The organism is Amycolatopsis orientalis, assembly GCF_000943515.2.
Taxonomy (GTDB): Bacteria; Actinomycetota; Actinomycetes; order Mycobacteriales; family Pseudonocardiaceae; genus Amycolatopsis; species Amycolatopsis orientalis.
Genome location: NZ_CP016174.1, coordinates 3670964 through 3686699, shown reverse-complemented (window position 1 = coordinate 3686699; position 15736 = coordinate 3670964). Strand labels below are relative to the sequence as shown.

13 protein-coding genes are annotated in these 15736 nt (G+C 69.6%); 5 read left to right on the top strand and 8 right to left on the bottom strand.

Annotated elements, in window-relative coordinates:
• Window positions 1-20: 20 nt before the first annotated feature.
• Together SD37_RS16580 and SD37_RS16575 are read left to right on the top strand one after the other, a co-directional pair.
• Window positions 21-1229 carry a 3,4-dihydroxy-2-butanone-4-phosphate synthase gene (locus SD37_RS16580; RefSeq protein WP_044850645.1) on the top strand — a complete coding sequence of 403 codons (1209 nt, stop codon included), beginning with the start codon at window positions 21-23 and terminating at the stop codon, window positions 1227-1229.
• Complete coding sequence (locus tag SD37_RS16575) at window positions 1229-1648, top strand: PaaI family thioesterase (RefSeq protein ID WP_044850646.1); 420 nt, start codon at window positions 1229-1231, stop codon at window positions 1646-1648. Before SD37_RS16580 ends, SD37_RS16575 begins: the two co-directional genes overlap by 1 nt.
• Window positions 1649-1883: 235 nt before the next feature.
• Here the strand turns inward: SD37_RS16575 and SD37_RS16570 are convergent, their stop codons facing one another.
• Genes SD37_RS16570 through SD37_RS16540 form a run of 7 tightly spaced genes read right to left on the bottom strand, consistent with a single transcriptional unit; the run spans window position 1884 to window position 11258 of the window.
• Window positions 1884-3344: a rhamnulokinase gene (locus SD37_RS16570; RefSeq protein ID WP_236725462.1), complete on the bottom strand. Its 1461-nt coding sequence runs from the start codon at window positions 3342-3344 to the stop codon at window positions 1884-1886.
• 23 nt (window positions 3345-3367) lie between these two features.
• Complete coding sequence (locus tag SD37_RS16565; protein WP_044850647.1) at window positions 3368-5398, bottom strand: bifunctional rhamnulose-1-phosphate aldolase/short-chain dehydrogenase; 2031 nt, start codon at window positions 5396-5398, stop codon at window positions 3368-3370.
• The gene (gene rhaI / locus SD37_RS16560) at window positions 5395-6570 is read right to left on the bottom strand and encodes an L-rhamnose isomerase (protein ID WP_044850648.1); all 1176 of its coding nucleotides are present in this window, start codon (window positions 6568-6570) and stop codon (window positions 5395-5397) included. The genes SD37_RS16565 and rhaI overlap by 4 nt, the downstream gene beginning before the upstream one ends.
• 45 nt (window positions 6571-6615) lie before the next feature.
• Window positions 6616-7689 carry a rhamnose ABC transporter substrate-binding protein gene (rhaS, locus tag SD37_RS16555; protein ID WP_044850649.1) on the bottom strand — a complete coding sequence of 358 codons (1074 nt, stop codon included), beginning with the start codon at window positions 7687-7689 and terminating at the stop codon, window positions 6616-6618.
• A gap of 5 nt (window positions 7690-7694) precedes the next feature.
• Window positions 7695-8711, bottom strand: a complete 1017-nt coding sequence (locus SD37_RS16550) for an ABC transporter permease (protein WP_044850650.1) — start codon at window positions 8709-8711, stop codon at window positions 7695-7697.
• The gene (locus SD37_RS16545; protein WP_044850651.1) at window positions 8704-9729 is read right to left on the bottom strand and encodes an ABC transporter permease; all 1026 of its coding nucleotides are present in this window, start codon (window positions 9727-9729) and stop codon (window positions 8704-8706) included. The genes SD37_RS16550 and SD37_RS16545 overlap by 8 nt, the downstream gene beginning before the upstream one ends.
• Complete coding sequence (locus SD37_RS16540) at window positions 9726-11258, bottom strand: sugar ABC transporter ATP-binding protein (RefSeq protein ID WP_044850652.1); 1533 nt, start codon at window positions 11256-11258, stop codon at window positions 9726-9728. The genes SD37_RS16545 and SD37_RS16540 overlap by 4 nt, the downstream gene beginning before the upstream one ends.
• 130 nt (window positions 11259-11388) lie before the next feature.
• Here SD37_RS16540 and SD37_RS16535 point away from each other — a divergent pair, with 130 nt between their 5' ends.
• Window positions 11389-12441, top strand: a complete 1053-nt coding sequence (locus tag SD37_RS16535) for a LacI family DNA-binding transcriptional regulator (RefSeq protein ID WP_083254980.1) — start codon at window positions 11389-11391, stop codon at window positions 12439-12441.
• 361 nt (window positions 12442-12802) lie between these two features.
• On the opposite strand, the gene SD37_RS16530 is transcribed toward SD37_RS16535, so the two are convergent.
• Entirely contained in the window at window positions 12803-13522 is a 720-nt protein-coding gene (locus SD37_RS16530) for an SGNH/GDSL hydrolase family protein (protein ID WP_044850653.1), read from the bottom strand.
• A gap of 500 nt (window positions 13523-14022) precedes the next feature.
• On the opposite strand from SD37_RS16530, the gene SD37_RS16525 reads away from it, so the two are divergent.
• Together SD37_RS16525 and SD37_RS16520 are read left to right on the top strand one after the other, a co-directional pair.
• Complete coding sequence (locus SD37_RS16525) at window positions 14023-14553, top strand: MarR family winged helix-turn-helix transcriptional regulator (RefSeq protein ID WP_044850654.1); 531 nt, start codon at window positions 14023-14025, stop codon at window positions 14551-14553.
• Entirely contained in the window at window positions 14550-15710 is a 1161-nt protein-coding gene (locus tag SD37_RS16520; RefSeq protein ID WP_044850655.1) for a cytochrome P450, read from the top strand. The genes SD37_RS16525 and SD37_RS16520 overlap by 4 nt, the downstream gene beginning before the upstream one ends.
• Window positions 15711-15736 lie beyond the last annotated feature (26 nt).

Sequence of the window (15736 nt, the reverse complement as noted above, 5' to 3'; positions counted from 1 at the left end):
TCAAAACGGGGTGATGATTCGTGTTCACTGGCCGGATCGGCGAGCTGGGTTCCATCGAAGAGATCAAGGGCGACGTGCTGCGGGTGCGCGCGCCGAAGTGCGCGGACCGCGTCGGCGACGGCGGTTCGGTGTGTGTCAACGGAGTGCGGCTCACCGTGCGACCGCTGGACGGCGTTCTGGAGGCGGTGCTCTCCGCGGAGACCCGGCGCCGGTCGACGTTCGACACGCTCGCGACCGGGGATTCCGTCAACGTCGAGACGCCCCTCCACGTCGGTGACCCGCTGGACGGCCACCTCGTCCAGGGATATGTCGACGCGGTCGGCAAGGTGGTGCGGATCGATGACGAAGGCGGTGCCCTCCGGATCTGGATCCGGCCGCCGGAGCGCCTGCTGGACAGGCTGCTCGCGAAGACCCCGATCGCGCTCGACGGGGTCAGCGTGACCATCGCCGAGGTGCTGCGCGACCGGATCTCGGTCGTGCTGCTCCCGATGACCCGCTCGGCCACCACGCTCGGCGAACTGAAGTCCGGTGACCGCGTCAATCTGGAACTCGACCTGGTCAGCCGCTTGGTGGAGAAAGCACATCCTTCGGCACTGGACCGGGCCTTGCCCCGGCTGCCCTGGGCCGGGCACGTCGGCGGCCGCGTCGGCGTGGAGAAGGTCCTGCGGCAGCTCGCGGCGGGTGGCGGCGTCATCGTCTGGGACCCGGAGACCGAGGGCGAAGGCGACGTGATCTTCGCCGGCGCCCGGCTCCGCCCGGAATCGTTCACCTTCCTGCTGACCAAGGTCTGCGGTTTCCCGGCGGTACCGTGCGCGCCGGAAGTGCTGCGGCGACTGGAGATCGCGCCCATGCCCGGCGAGGGCGACCGGCAGGGAACGGCCTGGTCGATACCGGTCGATCTCGCGGCCGGGACAGGGACCGGCGTCTCCGCGGACGAACGTGCCGCCACCGTGCGGAAGCTGGCCGATCCGGCCGCGACGGCCGGTGACTTCCTGCGTCCCGGACACGTTTTCCCGCTCGCCGCGCGGCCGGGTCTGCTCGCCGACCGGTCCGGGCACACCGAGGCGACGGTCGCGTTGTGCGTCGCGGCGGGCCTACCGCCGGTCGGCGTGTGCTGCGAGGTCATGAACCCCGACGGCACCATGGCCGGCAGCGCCGACCTCGAAGTCGCGGCGCTGCGCTGGGGGATGCCCGTGGTGGATCTGGCCGATCTGAAAGCATGGCTCTGATGACCGCACTGACCTTCGAAGACGCCCGGAAGGGCCTCGCGTCGCAACCGTTCAGCGTCCTGCTCGGTACCCGGCTGGCCTCGTTCGGCGACGGCGAGACGACCCTGGAACTCGACATTCGCGAAGACCTGTTGCAGCAGAACGGTTTCCTCCACGGCGGCGTCCTCGCCTACGCCGCGGACAACGCGATCACCTTCGCGGCCGGGACGACGCTGGGACCGGCCATCCTCACCGGCGGATTCAGCATCAACTATCTCCGGCCGGCGAAGGGGCTCAGACTGCTGGCGCAGGCGCGAGTCCTGCACAGCGGCCGTTCGCAGGCCACCTGTCGCTGTGATCTCTCCGTGCTCGGCCAGGACGGGACCGTGACGCTCTGCGCCGCGGCACAAGGCACCGCGGTGTCCATCGTACGGCCCTGAAGGTGTCGTGAGTGGTAATGACGGTTCTAACCGTCATTACCACTCACGAGCTACTTGGCCCAGGTCGTGACCTGCGGCTTTGCTCGCGGTGACTGATGGTGCCACTGAGCCTGGTGGCGATGGTCCGAGCTGGCCGTGAAGGCCTCCTTGAGGGACCCTGAGTCCCTCAAGGAGGCCTTCACGGCCAACCGCTAACGAACCTACGCCCGGTGCGTATCTAAAACGTCATTACCACTCACGAGTCACTTGGGCGCTGCAGGCGGGCCTCGGCGGCGTCCCAGCCGTCGCCCCGGCCTGAGGGTGGATACCGCCGCGGCGGATGCGTCCGCCGGACCAGCGCCCGCATCGCGGTCAGGTCCGGCAGGTCCTCGCCCAGGGTCCGGGCCTGCACGAGCACGTTGCCCAGGGCGGCGGCCTCGACCGGACCGGCCAGCACCGGCACGCCGCACGCGTCCGCGGTCAGCCGGCACAGCAGTTCGTTGCGGGCTCCGCCGCCGACGACGTGGACGACGTCGACCGTCCGGCCCGTCAGTTCCGCGGCCCGGCGGACCGTGCGGCGGTAGGCCAGCGCGAGACTGTCCACAATGCACCGGACGATCTCGCCACGGGTGGACGGCGGCCGCTGGCCGGTCTCCCGGCAGGCCCGCGCGATCCGGAACGGCATGTCCCCCGGCGGGAGGAACGCGGGCGCGTCGACGTCCACCACCGCGGCCAGCGGCGGTGCTTCGGCCGCCTCCGCGAGCACTTCGGCCAGGTCGGCGCGCTCGCCACGCGCGGCCCAGGTCCGGAGCGTTTCGGTCAGCACCCAGAGCCCCATCACGTTGCGCAGGAAGCGGATCTTGCCGTCGACGCCGGTTTCGTTGGTGAAGTTCGCGGCGAACGCGGCGTCCCCGAGTTCGGGGGCGTCGAGTTCGAGACCGACGAGTGACCAGGTGCCCGACGAGATGTAGGCGAAGCGCGCGCCGGGTTCGGCGGGCACGGCGACCACGGCCGACGCCGTGTCGTGGGAACCGACGGCGATCACGGGCACCGGGGGCAGGGCGAGGTCGGCGGCCAGTTCTGGCAGCAGGGTGCCGATCCGCTCCCCCGGCTCCCGCAGCGGGGGCAGCAGCCGCGGCGGGATCCCGGCCCGGGCCGCGAGGTCCACCGCCCAGGTCCGCGCGCGGACGTCGTAGAGCTGGGTCGTCGAGGCATTGGTCCGTTCCGCGCCGACCTTCCCGGTCAGCCAGTAGCCGAGCAGGTCGGGGATCAGCAGCATCGTCTCCGCCGACGTCAGTCTGTCCACTTCGGACACCAGCTGATAGAGCGTGTTGAACGGCAGTTGCTGTACTCCGGTGACGTCGTAGAGCTCCCGCGCGGGGATCGTCTTCACGACCCGGTCCGGTACCCCGTCGGTGCGGCTGTCCCGGTAGTGCACCGGATTGCCCAGCAGCGCGCCGGAGCCGTCGAGCAATCCGTAGTCCACCGCCCACGAATCGATCCCGATCCCGGACAGCCCGCCACCGGCTTGCACCGCCTGGATGCCGTGCAGCGTCTCGCGATGGATGCCCAGCACGTCCCAGTACAGCGTCGAGCCGGCCCGGACGGGGCCGTTCGGGAACCGGTGCGCCTCCCCGACGGCGAGGTGTCCCGGCCCGGCCGACCCGGCCATCACCCGTCCGCTGGACGCGCCGAGGTCGACGGCCGCCACCCGCAGCACCGACACCGTCTTCTCCCGTCTCAGCGAAGGAACGCGGCCGCCACACCCGCGTCGACGGGCACGTGCAACCCGGTGGTGTGGGTCAGGTCGCCGCCGGTGAGCGCGAACACCGCCGCGGCCACGTGCTCGGGCAGCACCTCGCGTTTGAGGATCGTGCGCTGAGCGTAGAACGCGCCGAGGTCCTCTTCCGGCACGCCGTACACCGCGGCCCGCTGCGCGCCCCAGCCACCGGCGAAGATGCCCGACCCGCGGACGACCCCGTCCGGATTGACGCCGTTGACGCGGATACCGTGCCCGCCCAGCTCGGCGGCGAGAAGGCGGACCTGGTGCGCCTGGTCCGCCTTCGCCGCACCATAGGCGACATTGTTCGGACCGGCGAACACCGAGTTCTTCGACGAGATGTAGACGATGTCACCGCCGATCCCCTGCGTGACCATCGCCCGCGCGGCGGCCCGTGAGACCAGGAAGGACCCCTTCGCCATCACGTCGTGCTGCAGGTCCCAATCGCGCTCGGTGGTCTCCAGCAACGGTTTGGAGATCGACAGGCCCGCGTTGTTGACGACGAGGTCGATACCGCCGAACGCGAGCACGGTGGCGTCCACGGCGGACTGGACGGCGGCGGCGTCGGTGACGTCCGCGGTCACCGCGACGGCCTGGTCGGTGCCGCCGATGCCCGTGGCCACCCTGGCCGCCGCCTCCGCGTCGAGGTCGGCGATGGACACGCAGGCGCCCTCGGCCGCGAGCCGCTCGGCGATCGCCTTGCCGATCCCCGAACCGGCACCCGTCACCAGCGCGATCCGCCCCGCGAGGGGTTTCGGCTCCGGCATCCGCCGCAACTTCGCTTCTTCCAGCGCCCAGTACTCGATCCGGAACTTCTCGCTCTCCGTGATCGGCGCGTAGGAGGACACCGATTCGGCTCCGCGCATCACGTTGATGGCGTTGACGTAGAACTCCCCCGCCACGCGCGCGGTCTGCTTGTCCTTGCCGTAGGAGAACATGCCGACGCCGGGGACGAGCACGATCGCCGGGTCGGCGCCGCGCAGGGGCGGGCTGTCCGGGGTCGCGTGCCGCTCGTAGTAGGCGCGGTAGTCCGCGCGGTATGCCCCATGGAGTTCCTTCAGCCGCTCGACGACGTCGTCGAGCGGAGCGGTCGCGGGCAGCTCCAGCACGAGCGGCCGGACCTTCGTGCGCAGGAAGTGGTCCGGGCAGGACGTGCCCAGCGCCGCGAGCGGCGCGAGCTTCTCCCGTGCCAGGAAGTCGAGCACCGCGTCGCTGTCGGTGTAGTGCCCGACCTGGCGCAGATCCGTCGAGGCGAGCCCGCGGATCCCCGGTGCGAGCGCCGCCGCCCGCGCATGGCGCTCGGCCTCGGGCAGCGGTTCGAAGCCCGGCACGATCGCCCCGAACGGCTCGGCTTTCCCGCGTTCGGCGAGGAACTTCTCGGCCGTGCGGATGATCTCCAGCGAATTCCGGCGGCACTCTTCGGAAGTCGCGCCCCACGCGGTGATGCCGTGCCCGCCGAGGATCACGCCGATCTTCCGCGGATCCGCGGCGTGCACCGCGGCGATGTCCAGTCCCAGCTGGAATCCCGGCCGCCGCCAGTCCACCCACGCCACGCGGTCGCCGAAGCATTCCTTGGTGAGTGCCTCGCCGTCGGCCGCGGTGGCCAGCGCGATGCCGGAGTCCGGATGCAGGTGGTCGACATGAGCGGCACCGACGAGCCCGTGCATGGCGGTGTCGATCGACGGCGCCGCCCCGCCCTTGCCGTGCAGGCAGTAGTCGAACGCGGCGACCATCTCGTCCTCACGCTCGACACCCGGGTAGACGTCGGCGAGCGCGCGCAGCCGGTCCAGCCGCAGCACGGCCAGCCCGGACTCGGTCAAAGTGCCGAGGTCGCCCCCGGAACCCTTGACCCACAACAGTTCCGTCGGCTTGCCGGTGACCGGGTCGAGCACTTCCCCTTTCGCCGAGGTGTTGCCGCCGGCGTAGTTCGTGTTGCGTGGATCGGCGCCGAGCGCGTTGCTCCGGGCGACGAGTTCGGCGGGTACGCTCATGCTCCCCACCCCGCCTGCGTGCCGTCGGCCCGTTCGGCCACGATCTTCTCCTGGTATCCGCTGCGGTGGTAGGCCGCGATCGGGTCCGGGTCGAGCCCGGCCTCGGTGCGCAGTTCGGCCAGCAACGGCCGGACGTCGGTGTTGTAGGCGTCCATCACGATCGCGTTGGCCTCCAGTACCTCTCCGTCGCGCTGCGCGGCCCGCAGCGCGTCCCGGTCCACCAGCAGGGCTTTCGCCGTGGCCTCCTGGACGTTCATCACCGACCGGATGATCGCCGGGATCTTCGCCTCGATGTTGTGACACTGGTCGAGCATGAAGTTGATGCCGTACGCCGGATCCAGCGCGTCACCGCGGACGATCTCGTACATGATCCGGAACAACTGGAACGGATCCGCCGCCCCCGCCATCAGATCGTCGTCGGCGTAGAACCGGGAATTGAAGTCGAACGCGCCGAGTTTGCCCGCGCGCAACAGGAACGCGACGATGAATTCGATGTTCGTCCCGGGCGCGTGATGCCCGGTGTCGATGCACACCGTCGCCTTCTCGCCCAGTTCCAGGCAATGCGCGTAAGAGGTGCCCCAGTCCGGGATGTCGGTGGCGTAGAACGCGGGCTCGAAGAGTTTGTACTCCAGCAACAGCCGCTGGCCGTCACCGAGCCGGTCGTAGGCCTCCCGCAGCGCCGCCGCCATCCGGTCCTGGCGGTCGCGCAGGTCGTCCTGGCCGGGATAGTTGATACCGTCGGAGAACCACAGCTTCAGGTCGCGTGATCCGGTGGCGTCCATAATGGACACCGCCTCCAGCAGATGATCGGTCGCCTTGCGGCGCACGGCGGCGTCCGGGTTGGTCACCGAGCCGAGTTTGTAGTCCTCGTCCTGGAAGACGTTCGTGTTGATGGCGCCGATCCCGATGCCCAGGTCTTTCGCGAAACCGGTGAGCGCGGCGAAGTCGTCGACCCGGTCCCACGGGATGTGCAGGGCGACACTCGGCGCGGCACCGGTGAACCGGTGCACGGTCGCCGCGTCCGCGATCTTCTCTTCCGGCGTGCGCGGCACACCTGCCTGCGGGAACACCTTGAACCGGGTGCCGGAATTGGCGTACGCCCACGACGGTGTCTCGATCCGCTGCTTCCGCAGTGCGGCTTTCACGGCGGTGAGGTCGGGCAAGTCGATCACGTCTTTCCTCGTCGAGCGCCGGTCAGGCGCTGGGGAACACCTCGGTCAGAAGTCGAACTTGTCGATGTTCGCCGCGTCGAACGTCGTCGGCGGGCCGAGCACGATCTCCCCGTTCGCGCCGATGGTGTACTCGCCGAGCTTGCCCGCCTTGAACTTCTGCCCCTCGGTACCGGTGATCTGCCCGGAACTCAACGCCACACCGGCGTACGCGGCCAGGTAGCCGATGTCGGCCGGGTTCCACAACGCGAACTGCTTGACCGTGCCGTCCTTGACGAAGGCGCGCATCTGGTTCGGGGTGCCCAGCCCGGTGACCGCGACCTTGCCCTTGTAGCTCGACGAACTCACGTACCGGGCCGCGGCCGCGATGCCGACGGTCGTCGGCGCGACGATGACCTTCAGGTCCGGGAACGACCGCAGCAGCCCTTGCGCCTCCTGGAACGACTTCTGGTCGTCGTCGTTGCCGTAGGCGACCTTCACCAGTTTCAGGTTCGCGTACTCGGGTTTGGCCAGCGTCTGCTTGGCGACCTCGATCCAGGCGTTCTGGTTGGTGGCGTTGGGGGTCGCCGACAGGATCGCGATCTCGCCGGACCCGCCGGACAGCTCCTTCGCCTGCTTCACCAGCTGCTCGCCGATGCCCTGGGTGGTGGCCTGGTTGATGAAGACGTCACGGCAGTCCTTGGCCGCGTCGGAGTCGAACGCCACGACCTTGATCCCGGCTCCGCGTGCCTGGTTGAGCGACGGGCACACCGCGTTCGGATCGTTCGCGGCAATGCCGATGACGTCCTGCCGCTGTTGGATGAGCGTGTTGATGTAACTGACCTGCGAAGACGCGCTCGCGTCGTTCGGCCCGACCAGTTTGTACTCGCCCTTGAGCTCCTCCAGCGCCTGTTTGCCGCCGCCGACCTCGATGTCGCTGTAGGGATTGTTGAGCTGCTTGGGCAGGAACGCCATCTTCACCCCCTCCTTCGCGGCCGCGCCCGGATTCGCGGCGGCGGTGGACCGGTCGGGGCCCGAGCCCGCGGTGTCGTTCTTGGTGGTACCGCCGCAAGCGGCGAGCACGACCACCAGGCCGGCCGCGGTGAAGGCCGAAAGGACGCCGGTGAGGAATGGACGCGTCATGGTCGTCAACCTTTCTGGGGCGGAGATGCGGTTCGCCGTCCGCGCCGGATTCCGGCGCGGACCGACGAGACGAGATTGGGCAGGAGCACCGAGACGATCAGCAGCACGCCCGTCACGATGTTGAGCGCTTCGTTCGACACGTCCTGCAGGCGAAGGGCGTTCTGCAGGGTCGCCAGCAGCACGACACCGGCGAGCACCCCCGGCAGCGTGCCCTTGCCGCCGAAGATCGACACCCCGCCGAGCAGCACGGCGGCCACCACGGCGAGTTCGAGGCCGAGGCCGTTGTCGGCCCGCGCGCTGGAGTACCGCAGCGTCCACAGCACCCCGGCCAGGCCCGCGATCGCCCCGCCGGCCACGAACAGCCAGAACTTCAGCCTGCCGGTGCGGATCCCGGCGAACCGCGCGGCCTGTTCGCTCGCGCCCGCCGCGAACACCCCGCGTCCGGTCGGCGTCGCGTGCAGCACCACCCCGAAGATCAGGGCCAGTACGACGAGTGGGATCAGGACGTTCGGGATCGGTTCGCCGCCGAGGGTCCCGGTGACCCAGCCGGTGTAGTCACGCGGGAAATCCGCCACCGCGCCGTCGCCGAGCACGACGAACGCCAGCCCGCGGTACAGCGCCAGCGTGCCGATCGTGACCGCGAGCGAGGGCAGCTTGAACACGGTGACGAAAACGCCGTTGAGCGCGCCCAGTACCGCGCCGAGGCCGACGCACAAGGGCATGATCGTCTCGATCGGCAAACCGCTGTCCCACAAGGAACCCATCACGGCCGAGGTCAGCCCCAAGGTGCTGGCCACCGACAGGTCGATCTCGCCGGTGACGATCACGAACGTCATCGGCAACGCCACCAGCGCGATCGGCAGCAGGTCCAGCAGCAGGAACGTGAAGTTGCGGCCGGTGCCGAAGTTCTCGACCGTGCCGGAGGCGATCAGCAGCACGACGACGGTCACCATGATCACGGCGGCGTCCCAGCTCGCCAGCCTGGACAGCCACGGGGTACCGGACTGTGCCCGCTCAGACATGGGAGTCCCTCTTCTTCAAGGCCTTCGCGACGCGGACCGCGACCAGCCGGTCGGCGCCGATGGCGAACAGGATCAGCGCGCCGACGATCGCCTGCTGCCAGAACTGGTCGATGTCGAGTACCGCCAGCGCGCTGCCGATCACGGTCAGCAGCAGCGCGCCCAGACCCGCGCCCCACGCCGAACCGCTGCCGCCGAACACCGCGACCCCGCCGACGACGGCGGCCGCGACGACGGTGAGTTCGTATCCGGATCCGGCGGCCGCGTCGACGGTGCCGAAGCGTGCCGCGAACAGGACCCCGGCCAGGCCCGCGAGCGCACCGCCTGCCAGGAAGGCGGCGCTGGTGTTGCGGCCTACCTTGATCCCGGCGAGCTTCGCGGCCTCCGGGTTCGAGCCCATCGCGTACAGCTCGCGCCCGGCGCGGTAGTCGCGCAGGAGAACGGCGGCGGAGACCAGGACGGCCACCGCGATCAGCACCAGCCACGGCACGCCCAGCAGCGTCGCGGTCCCGAAACCGAGGAACGAGGGCGGCAGCTTGTCGGCGTTGATCTGCTGCCCGCCCGCCCACAGGTAACAGACCCCGCGGAAGGCGTACAACGTACCGAGGGTGACCACCAGCGCCGGTACCTGGCCGAACCGGACGAGGGTGCCGTTGATCAGACCGCAGACGGCGCCGAGTGCCAGACCGGCCAATACCGCCACGATCACCGGCAGACCGGGGTTGTCCCGCATCAGCGAGCCGACCGCGAACGCCGACAGGCCCAGTACCGAACCCACGGACAGGTCGATGTTCCGGGTGATCATCACGATCGACTGGCCGACGGCCAGCACCGCGAGGATGGCCGTGCCGAGCAGGATGTCGCGGATGCCCTGCCCGGAAAGGAATCGGGAGTTCTGCGTGGCGGTGAACGCCACCAGCGCCACCAGCGCCAGGGCGATCCCCGACTCGCGGGCTTTGAACACCGTGCCGAGCACCGAACGCTCCCGAGGCCGGGGTGCCGCCACTTCGGTCGCGCTCACGCGGCGGCCCCCTGTCCCATCGCCGCGAACATCACCGAGTCCTCGGTGGCCTCGGCGCGCGGAAGTTCCGCCACGATCCGGCCTTCCCGCATGACCAGCACCCTGTCGGCCATGCCCAGCACCTCGGGAAGTTCCGAGGACACCATCACCACCGCGACCCCCTCGGCGGCCAGTTCCGACATCAGCCGGTGGACCTCCGCCTTCGTGCCGACGTCGATCCCCCGGGTCGGCTCGTCCACGATCAGCACCCTCGGCGCCGTCGCGAGCCATTTGGCCAGCACGACCTTCTGCTGATTACCGCCGGACAGCGTTCCGACGGCGTCGGTCAGACGGCGGTATCGGGTCCGGAGCCGCTCCGTCCAGTGCCGCGCTTCCCGCCGTTCCCCCGCGCCGCTGAGCAGGCCGAGCCTCGCCAGCGCCCGCGAACGCGGCAGCGTCACGTTCCGCTCGATCGACAGGTCCATCACCAGGCCCTGCTGCCGCCTGTCCTCGGGTACGAGCGCCATCCCCGCGGCCATCGCCGCGCGCGGCGAACGCGGCCGGATCCGCTTGCCGTTCAAGCGAACCGTGCCCGTGTCGCGTTCGTCCACCCCGAACACCGCCTGCACGACCTCGGACCGGCCCGAGCCGACCAGCCCGGCGAAGGCGACGATCTCACCGGCGCGGACCGAGAAGGAGATGTCCCGGAAGACACCGGCGCGGGACAGGTTTTCGACCTCCAGGACGACCGCGCCCGGTTCGACGTCCTGTTTGGGGAACAACGCGTCGAGGTCGCGGCCGACCATGCGGCGCACCATGTCGTCGACCGTCAGGTCCCCGGCCGGATCGGTCGACACCTGCCTGCCGTCGCGCAGGATCGTCACGCGACCGCACAGTTCGGTGATCTCCTCGAACCGATGCGAGATGAACATGATCGCCGCGCCTTCGTCGCGCAGCGTCCGTACCACCGAGAACAAGCGCTCGACCTCGACCAGGCTCAACGCCGCCGTCGGCTCGTCCATGATCAGCACCCGCGCGTCGGCGCTCAGCGCCTTCGCGATCTCGACGATCTGCTGATCGGCGATCGACAGCCCGCGCGCCGGCCGGGCCGGGTCGATCCGCACCCCGAGCCGGGCGAACAGCCGCCGCGCCTCGGCTTGGACGGCGGGATGGGCGATCCTGCCGAAGGCGCGGCGCGGATGGCGGCCCATCACGATGTTCTCCGCCACCGACAGATCCGGGAACAGGGTCGGTTCCTGGTAGATGACCGCGATACCGGCGGCCTTCGCGTCGGCGGGCGAGGCGAAGGTGACCGGTTCGCCGTCCAGCAGCAGCGTCCCGGCGTCCGGCCGGTGCACCCCGGCCAGCATCTTGACGATGGTCGACTTGCCCGCGCCGTTCTCCCCGACCAAGGCGTGTGTCTCCCCCGCGTACAGGGGGAACGACACCCCGGCGACCGCCGCGACCGCGCCGAACGACTTCGTCACGTCGCGGACCTCCAGCAGGGGCACGCGGCCCGGCTCGCCAGTCGACCGATCCTGCCGCGCCATCGCGACCTCCGGATTGAAAGGTTTCACAAGCCTGGAGCGGTGAAGCTACTATGGCCCGAAAGGTCAAGTCAACGACTAGCCAGGGCGGCTTGACCGCTGCATAGTGTTACGTTTCAACAGAGAGGTGCCGATGACCGACCGAGGCTCGAAGGAAGCCCGACTCGAGACCCGGGCGGCGGGCATCAAGGATGTCGCGGCCGCCGCCGGTGTCTCCCTCGGCACGGTCTCGAACGTGCTCAACCGGCCCGACCGGGTCAGCCCCGGCACCCGCGCGAAGGTCGAAGCCGTCATGGCCGAACTCCGCTTCGTGCGCAACGAATCGGCGCGCCAGCTGCGAGCGGGCCGCAGCCGTGTCCTCGCCTACGTGATGCTCGACGGCAGGAACCCGTTCTTCACCGACGTCGCCGCCGGGATGGAGGAGGCCGCCGGCGCGGACGACCTCTCGCTGTTCCTCTGCAACAGCGCCAACCTCCCCGGCCGCGAGAAGGCCTACCTCGACCGGCTCGAAGAGCAACGGGTCCAAGGCATCCTGATCACCCCGGCCGATCCGGACTCACCGCTGCTCGACGAAATCGCGCGTCGCGGCACCCCGGTCGTGATCGTGGACCGCACGCGGGACACCGCCACCCACTGCTCAGTCGCGGTCGACGACGTCTACGGCGGCGAGATCGCGGTGCGGCACCTGATCGAACAAGGCCACGACCGCATCGCGTTCGTCGGCGGCCAGACCGCGCTCGGTCAAGTGCGCGATCGCCGCGAAGGCGCCCTTCGCGCGCTCGCCGAAGCGGGCCTGGGACCGGATCGCCTGATCGACATCACCAGCCCGACGCTGACCGTCGCCGACGGCCGCAACGCCGGCGAACGCCTGGCGGGCCTGCCCGCGCCGATCCGCCCGACCGCCGCCTTCTGCGTCAACGACCTGCTCGCGCTCGGCCTCCTGCAGGCCTGCGCCACCCTGCGCGTGAGCGTCCCCGACGACCTCGCGATCGTCGGCTACGACGACATCGAGTTCGCTTCCGCGGCGGCGGTCCCGCTCACGTCGGTACGCCAGCCACGCCACCAGCTCGGCCGCACCGCCGCGGAACTCCTGATGGCGGAGACCACCGAACCGGCCCACGAGCACCGGCAGGTCATCTTCACCCCGGAACTCGTCGTGCGCGCCTCCACACGCCGCCGCGAGTAACCGGCGGGCCGGGTGGATCGTGGAACTCAAGATCGCGGCCGAGACGCGCGACAGCGGGATCACGGACGCCACGGCGGTCATCACAATGTCCCGTGTCAGGGCCAGGCGAGCGTCATCAGCACGTCGGGCGCGACGTCGCCGGAACCGGTGGCCTACGACTATCAGTCCCCTGGCGGGAAGTCGAGTGACCGGTGGGCCGGGCGAGACTGAAGGACGCTTTCCCCGCATCTCATGCGACGAAAGCGCCCTTCGCCGCATCTGACGCGAGGAAAGGGCCCTTCGCCCACGCAGCCGATACAGGACCTCGTGAGTGGTAAGTGCCGTTAGAACAACACTTACCACTCACGACCCACCGGGCGACCTACCCGACCGCCGCGCGCGGATTCCCGATGCTTCCCGGAACCGACAACAGGGCGCGGTACCAGACCGCGGCCATCTTGTCGTACCCCGTGGCGTTCGGATGGACGCCGTCAGGAAGGTCGGCGGCGGTCAGCGCGCTGTACTGGTCCACCAGGTGCACGCGCTTGCCCGCGTTCACCTTGTCCCGCACGATCCCGGGCAGCGCGTTGTTGAACGTCCGCACGGTGGCGTCACCGCTCCCCCACCCCAGCGGGATGAGCTTCGCGACGAACACGTCGGCGGTGGGCGCCGTCGCGGTGATGTGGTCGATCAGGGTGGACAGCCTGCCCGGCGCGCCCGCCACGTTGTAGTTCTGCAGCACGTCGTTGGTGCCGATGTGCAGCAGCACCGAACGCGGACGGTAGGTCCGCAGCCAGCCGGTGATGTTCGCGTCGATCTGGTCGATCCGCCAGCCGGGGTGCCCTTCATGGTCGTGGTCCCAAAGACTGCCCGGCCCGTTGAACTGCGAGCCGACGAAGTCGTTGGTGTACCGGCCGGCCGCCAGACGTTTCCAGAGGCCGATCCGGTACCCGCCGGGATCGCCGGTCCCGTAGGTGATCGAATCGCCCAGTGGCATGATCCGCACGCCCCCGTTCGATTCGGCGTGGCCGGCGCCCGGCAGTCCGGTGATCGCCACGACCACGGCCGCCGCGGCGGCCAGCATTTTCGCGCGTGTTTTCATCGTCGACTCCCGCTCAACAGGTGGAATTCGTCTGGGTGAGGAGACCTAGCCGCCAGGGCAGGCTGTGGTAGTCGCCGCTCGCGGACGGGTTCAAGCCCTGGTACAGATACCGGAACCGGGAGCGGAAGTAGCGGCGGCCACGAAGAGTCGTATCCGGGATTTCACGAAACCTCCTGCGGGCACGGGAAAGTAAGCCGGTGGCGGCCGAAACTTTCGCCATCGGGCGGAGAAAATCGCTGAGTGACGAAATTTTCGCTGACGCTGTTAGCGATAACATTCCGTCGGGTTGTCAGCTTAACGTCTCGTTCACATCGTGACAACGGTCGATGACCGCTCCCTCACCCGCGGTGGCTCTGATCATCCACTGTGGACGGACATCGCCGACATCGATGACATCACCCCTGACCTGGGAGCGATCCCAGGTCGCACCGGCGCCCCTCGCCTCGATCGACCGACCGACCGCTCGCCATTTACATCGCTTTCGATGTATCGTTTCCGATATGAAGGCCAGTGAGCTGTACCTGCTCGGCAAGCACCTGATGGAGCTGGCCTCCCACGGCATGCGCGACGACACGGATCCCGAGGCCCCGGAGATCTACGACCTGCTGATCTCGGTACTCGTCGAAAGTCCGGGCATGTCGATCGGCGAGCTGACCGCGCGCACCGGTTTCGCGCAGAGCCACGTGTCCGCCGCCGTCGCGAAGATGCGGGACGAAGGCGCCGTGGTGACGGGGCCGGATCCGGCGGACCGGCGACGGACCTTGGTCACCCCGGTCGACGCCCTGGTCGAGGTGGTGGCCCAACGGCAGCAACGGGACGCCGAACAGGTCATCGCGGCGGCGCTCGCCGAACTCGATCCGGACGCGGAGGCGGTCACGGCCCGCGCGGCGCGTCTCACGCTCGCGGCGGAGGAGCTGTACCGGGTACTGACCGCCCGCGCGCTGGGCGTGAGCGGTGACGCCGTCTTGATACCGCTGAACTCGCTGAGCGAGAAAGCGACCGAACGACCCAAGAGAAGGGGGAGATCATGACCGGGGAGAGCGACTATCCGTTCGCGGAGGCGGAACCCTTGCGGTGCCCGGCGGAATTCGCGCGGCGGCAGGACGAGGAACCCGTCGGCCGTGTCCGGCTGGCCTCCGGCGAGGACGCTTGGCTGGTCACCCGTCACACCGACATCCGGGCGGTGCTGGCCGATCCGCGGTTCCGCCCCTGGATTCCCGGGACCCCCGCCACGGACGGAGAGCAGCTGCTCTTCACCATGTCGGGTCCCGGACACGCGCGGCTGCGCCGCATCGCGGCCAAGGCGCTCACCCCTCGCCGGGTCGAATCGCTCCGGCCGCGGGTGGAGGTCCTCGCGGCGGAACTGGCCGCGAAGCTGCTCGCGCAAGGCCCGCCGTCCGACGTGCTGGTCGGGTTCGCCATCCCGTTCGCCCTTTCGGTGATCGACGAACTTCTCGGCGTCCCGGCGGCGGCTCGCGACGATCTGCGGACCTGGACCGACGGGATCGTCGCGGTGTTCACCGCCCCGGATTACGCGGAAATGGCCGAGGCGGCGCGGAATCTGGGCGGCTATCTCGCGGAATTGGTGGAACTGAAGCGGAAATCGCCCGGCGACGACCTGCTGACCGGACTCATCGAGGCACGGGACGACTCCGGCGACGCCCTTCGCCCGGACGAGGTCACCCATCTCGCTTTCGCGATCATGATCGCCGGCTACGTCCCCTCCGCGAACGCGCTGGCCCAGGCCGTCCTACGGCTGGCCGTCACGCCGGAACTCCCCCGCGATCCCGCCACGATCCCCGCATTGGTCGAGGAACTCCTGCGCCAGGACCAGGGTTCCGCCGCCGATCAAGGACGGGTCGCGACCGAGGACGCCGAGATCGGGGGAACGCCGATCCGCGCCGGCGAGTTCGTCCTCGCGCCGCTGCGAGCGGGCAACCACGACCCCCGGCGGTTTCCCGCGCCCGAATCGGTGGATCTCGCTCGCGCGCCAGGGCATCTCACCTTCGGGCACGGGCCCCACCACTGCCTGGGCGCGGCCTTGGCCAGGCTGGAACTCCAGACCGGCCTCACCGCGCTGCTGGCCGCCGCGCCCCGCTTGCGGCTGGCCGTCCCCTTCGGCGAACTCGCGTGGCGGCGGATGTTCCTCACCCTCCAGGGTCCGGTCGCCGTCCCGATCGAGTGGTGAACGTGTCCTCAGCTCATTGAACGCGA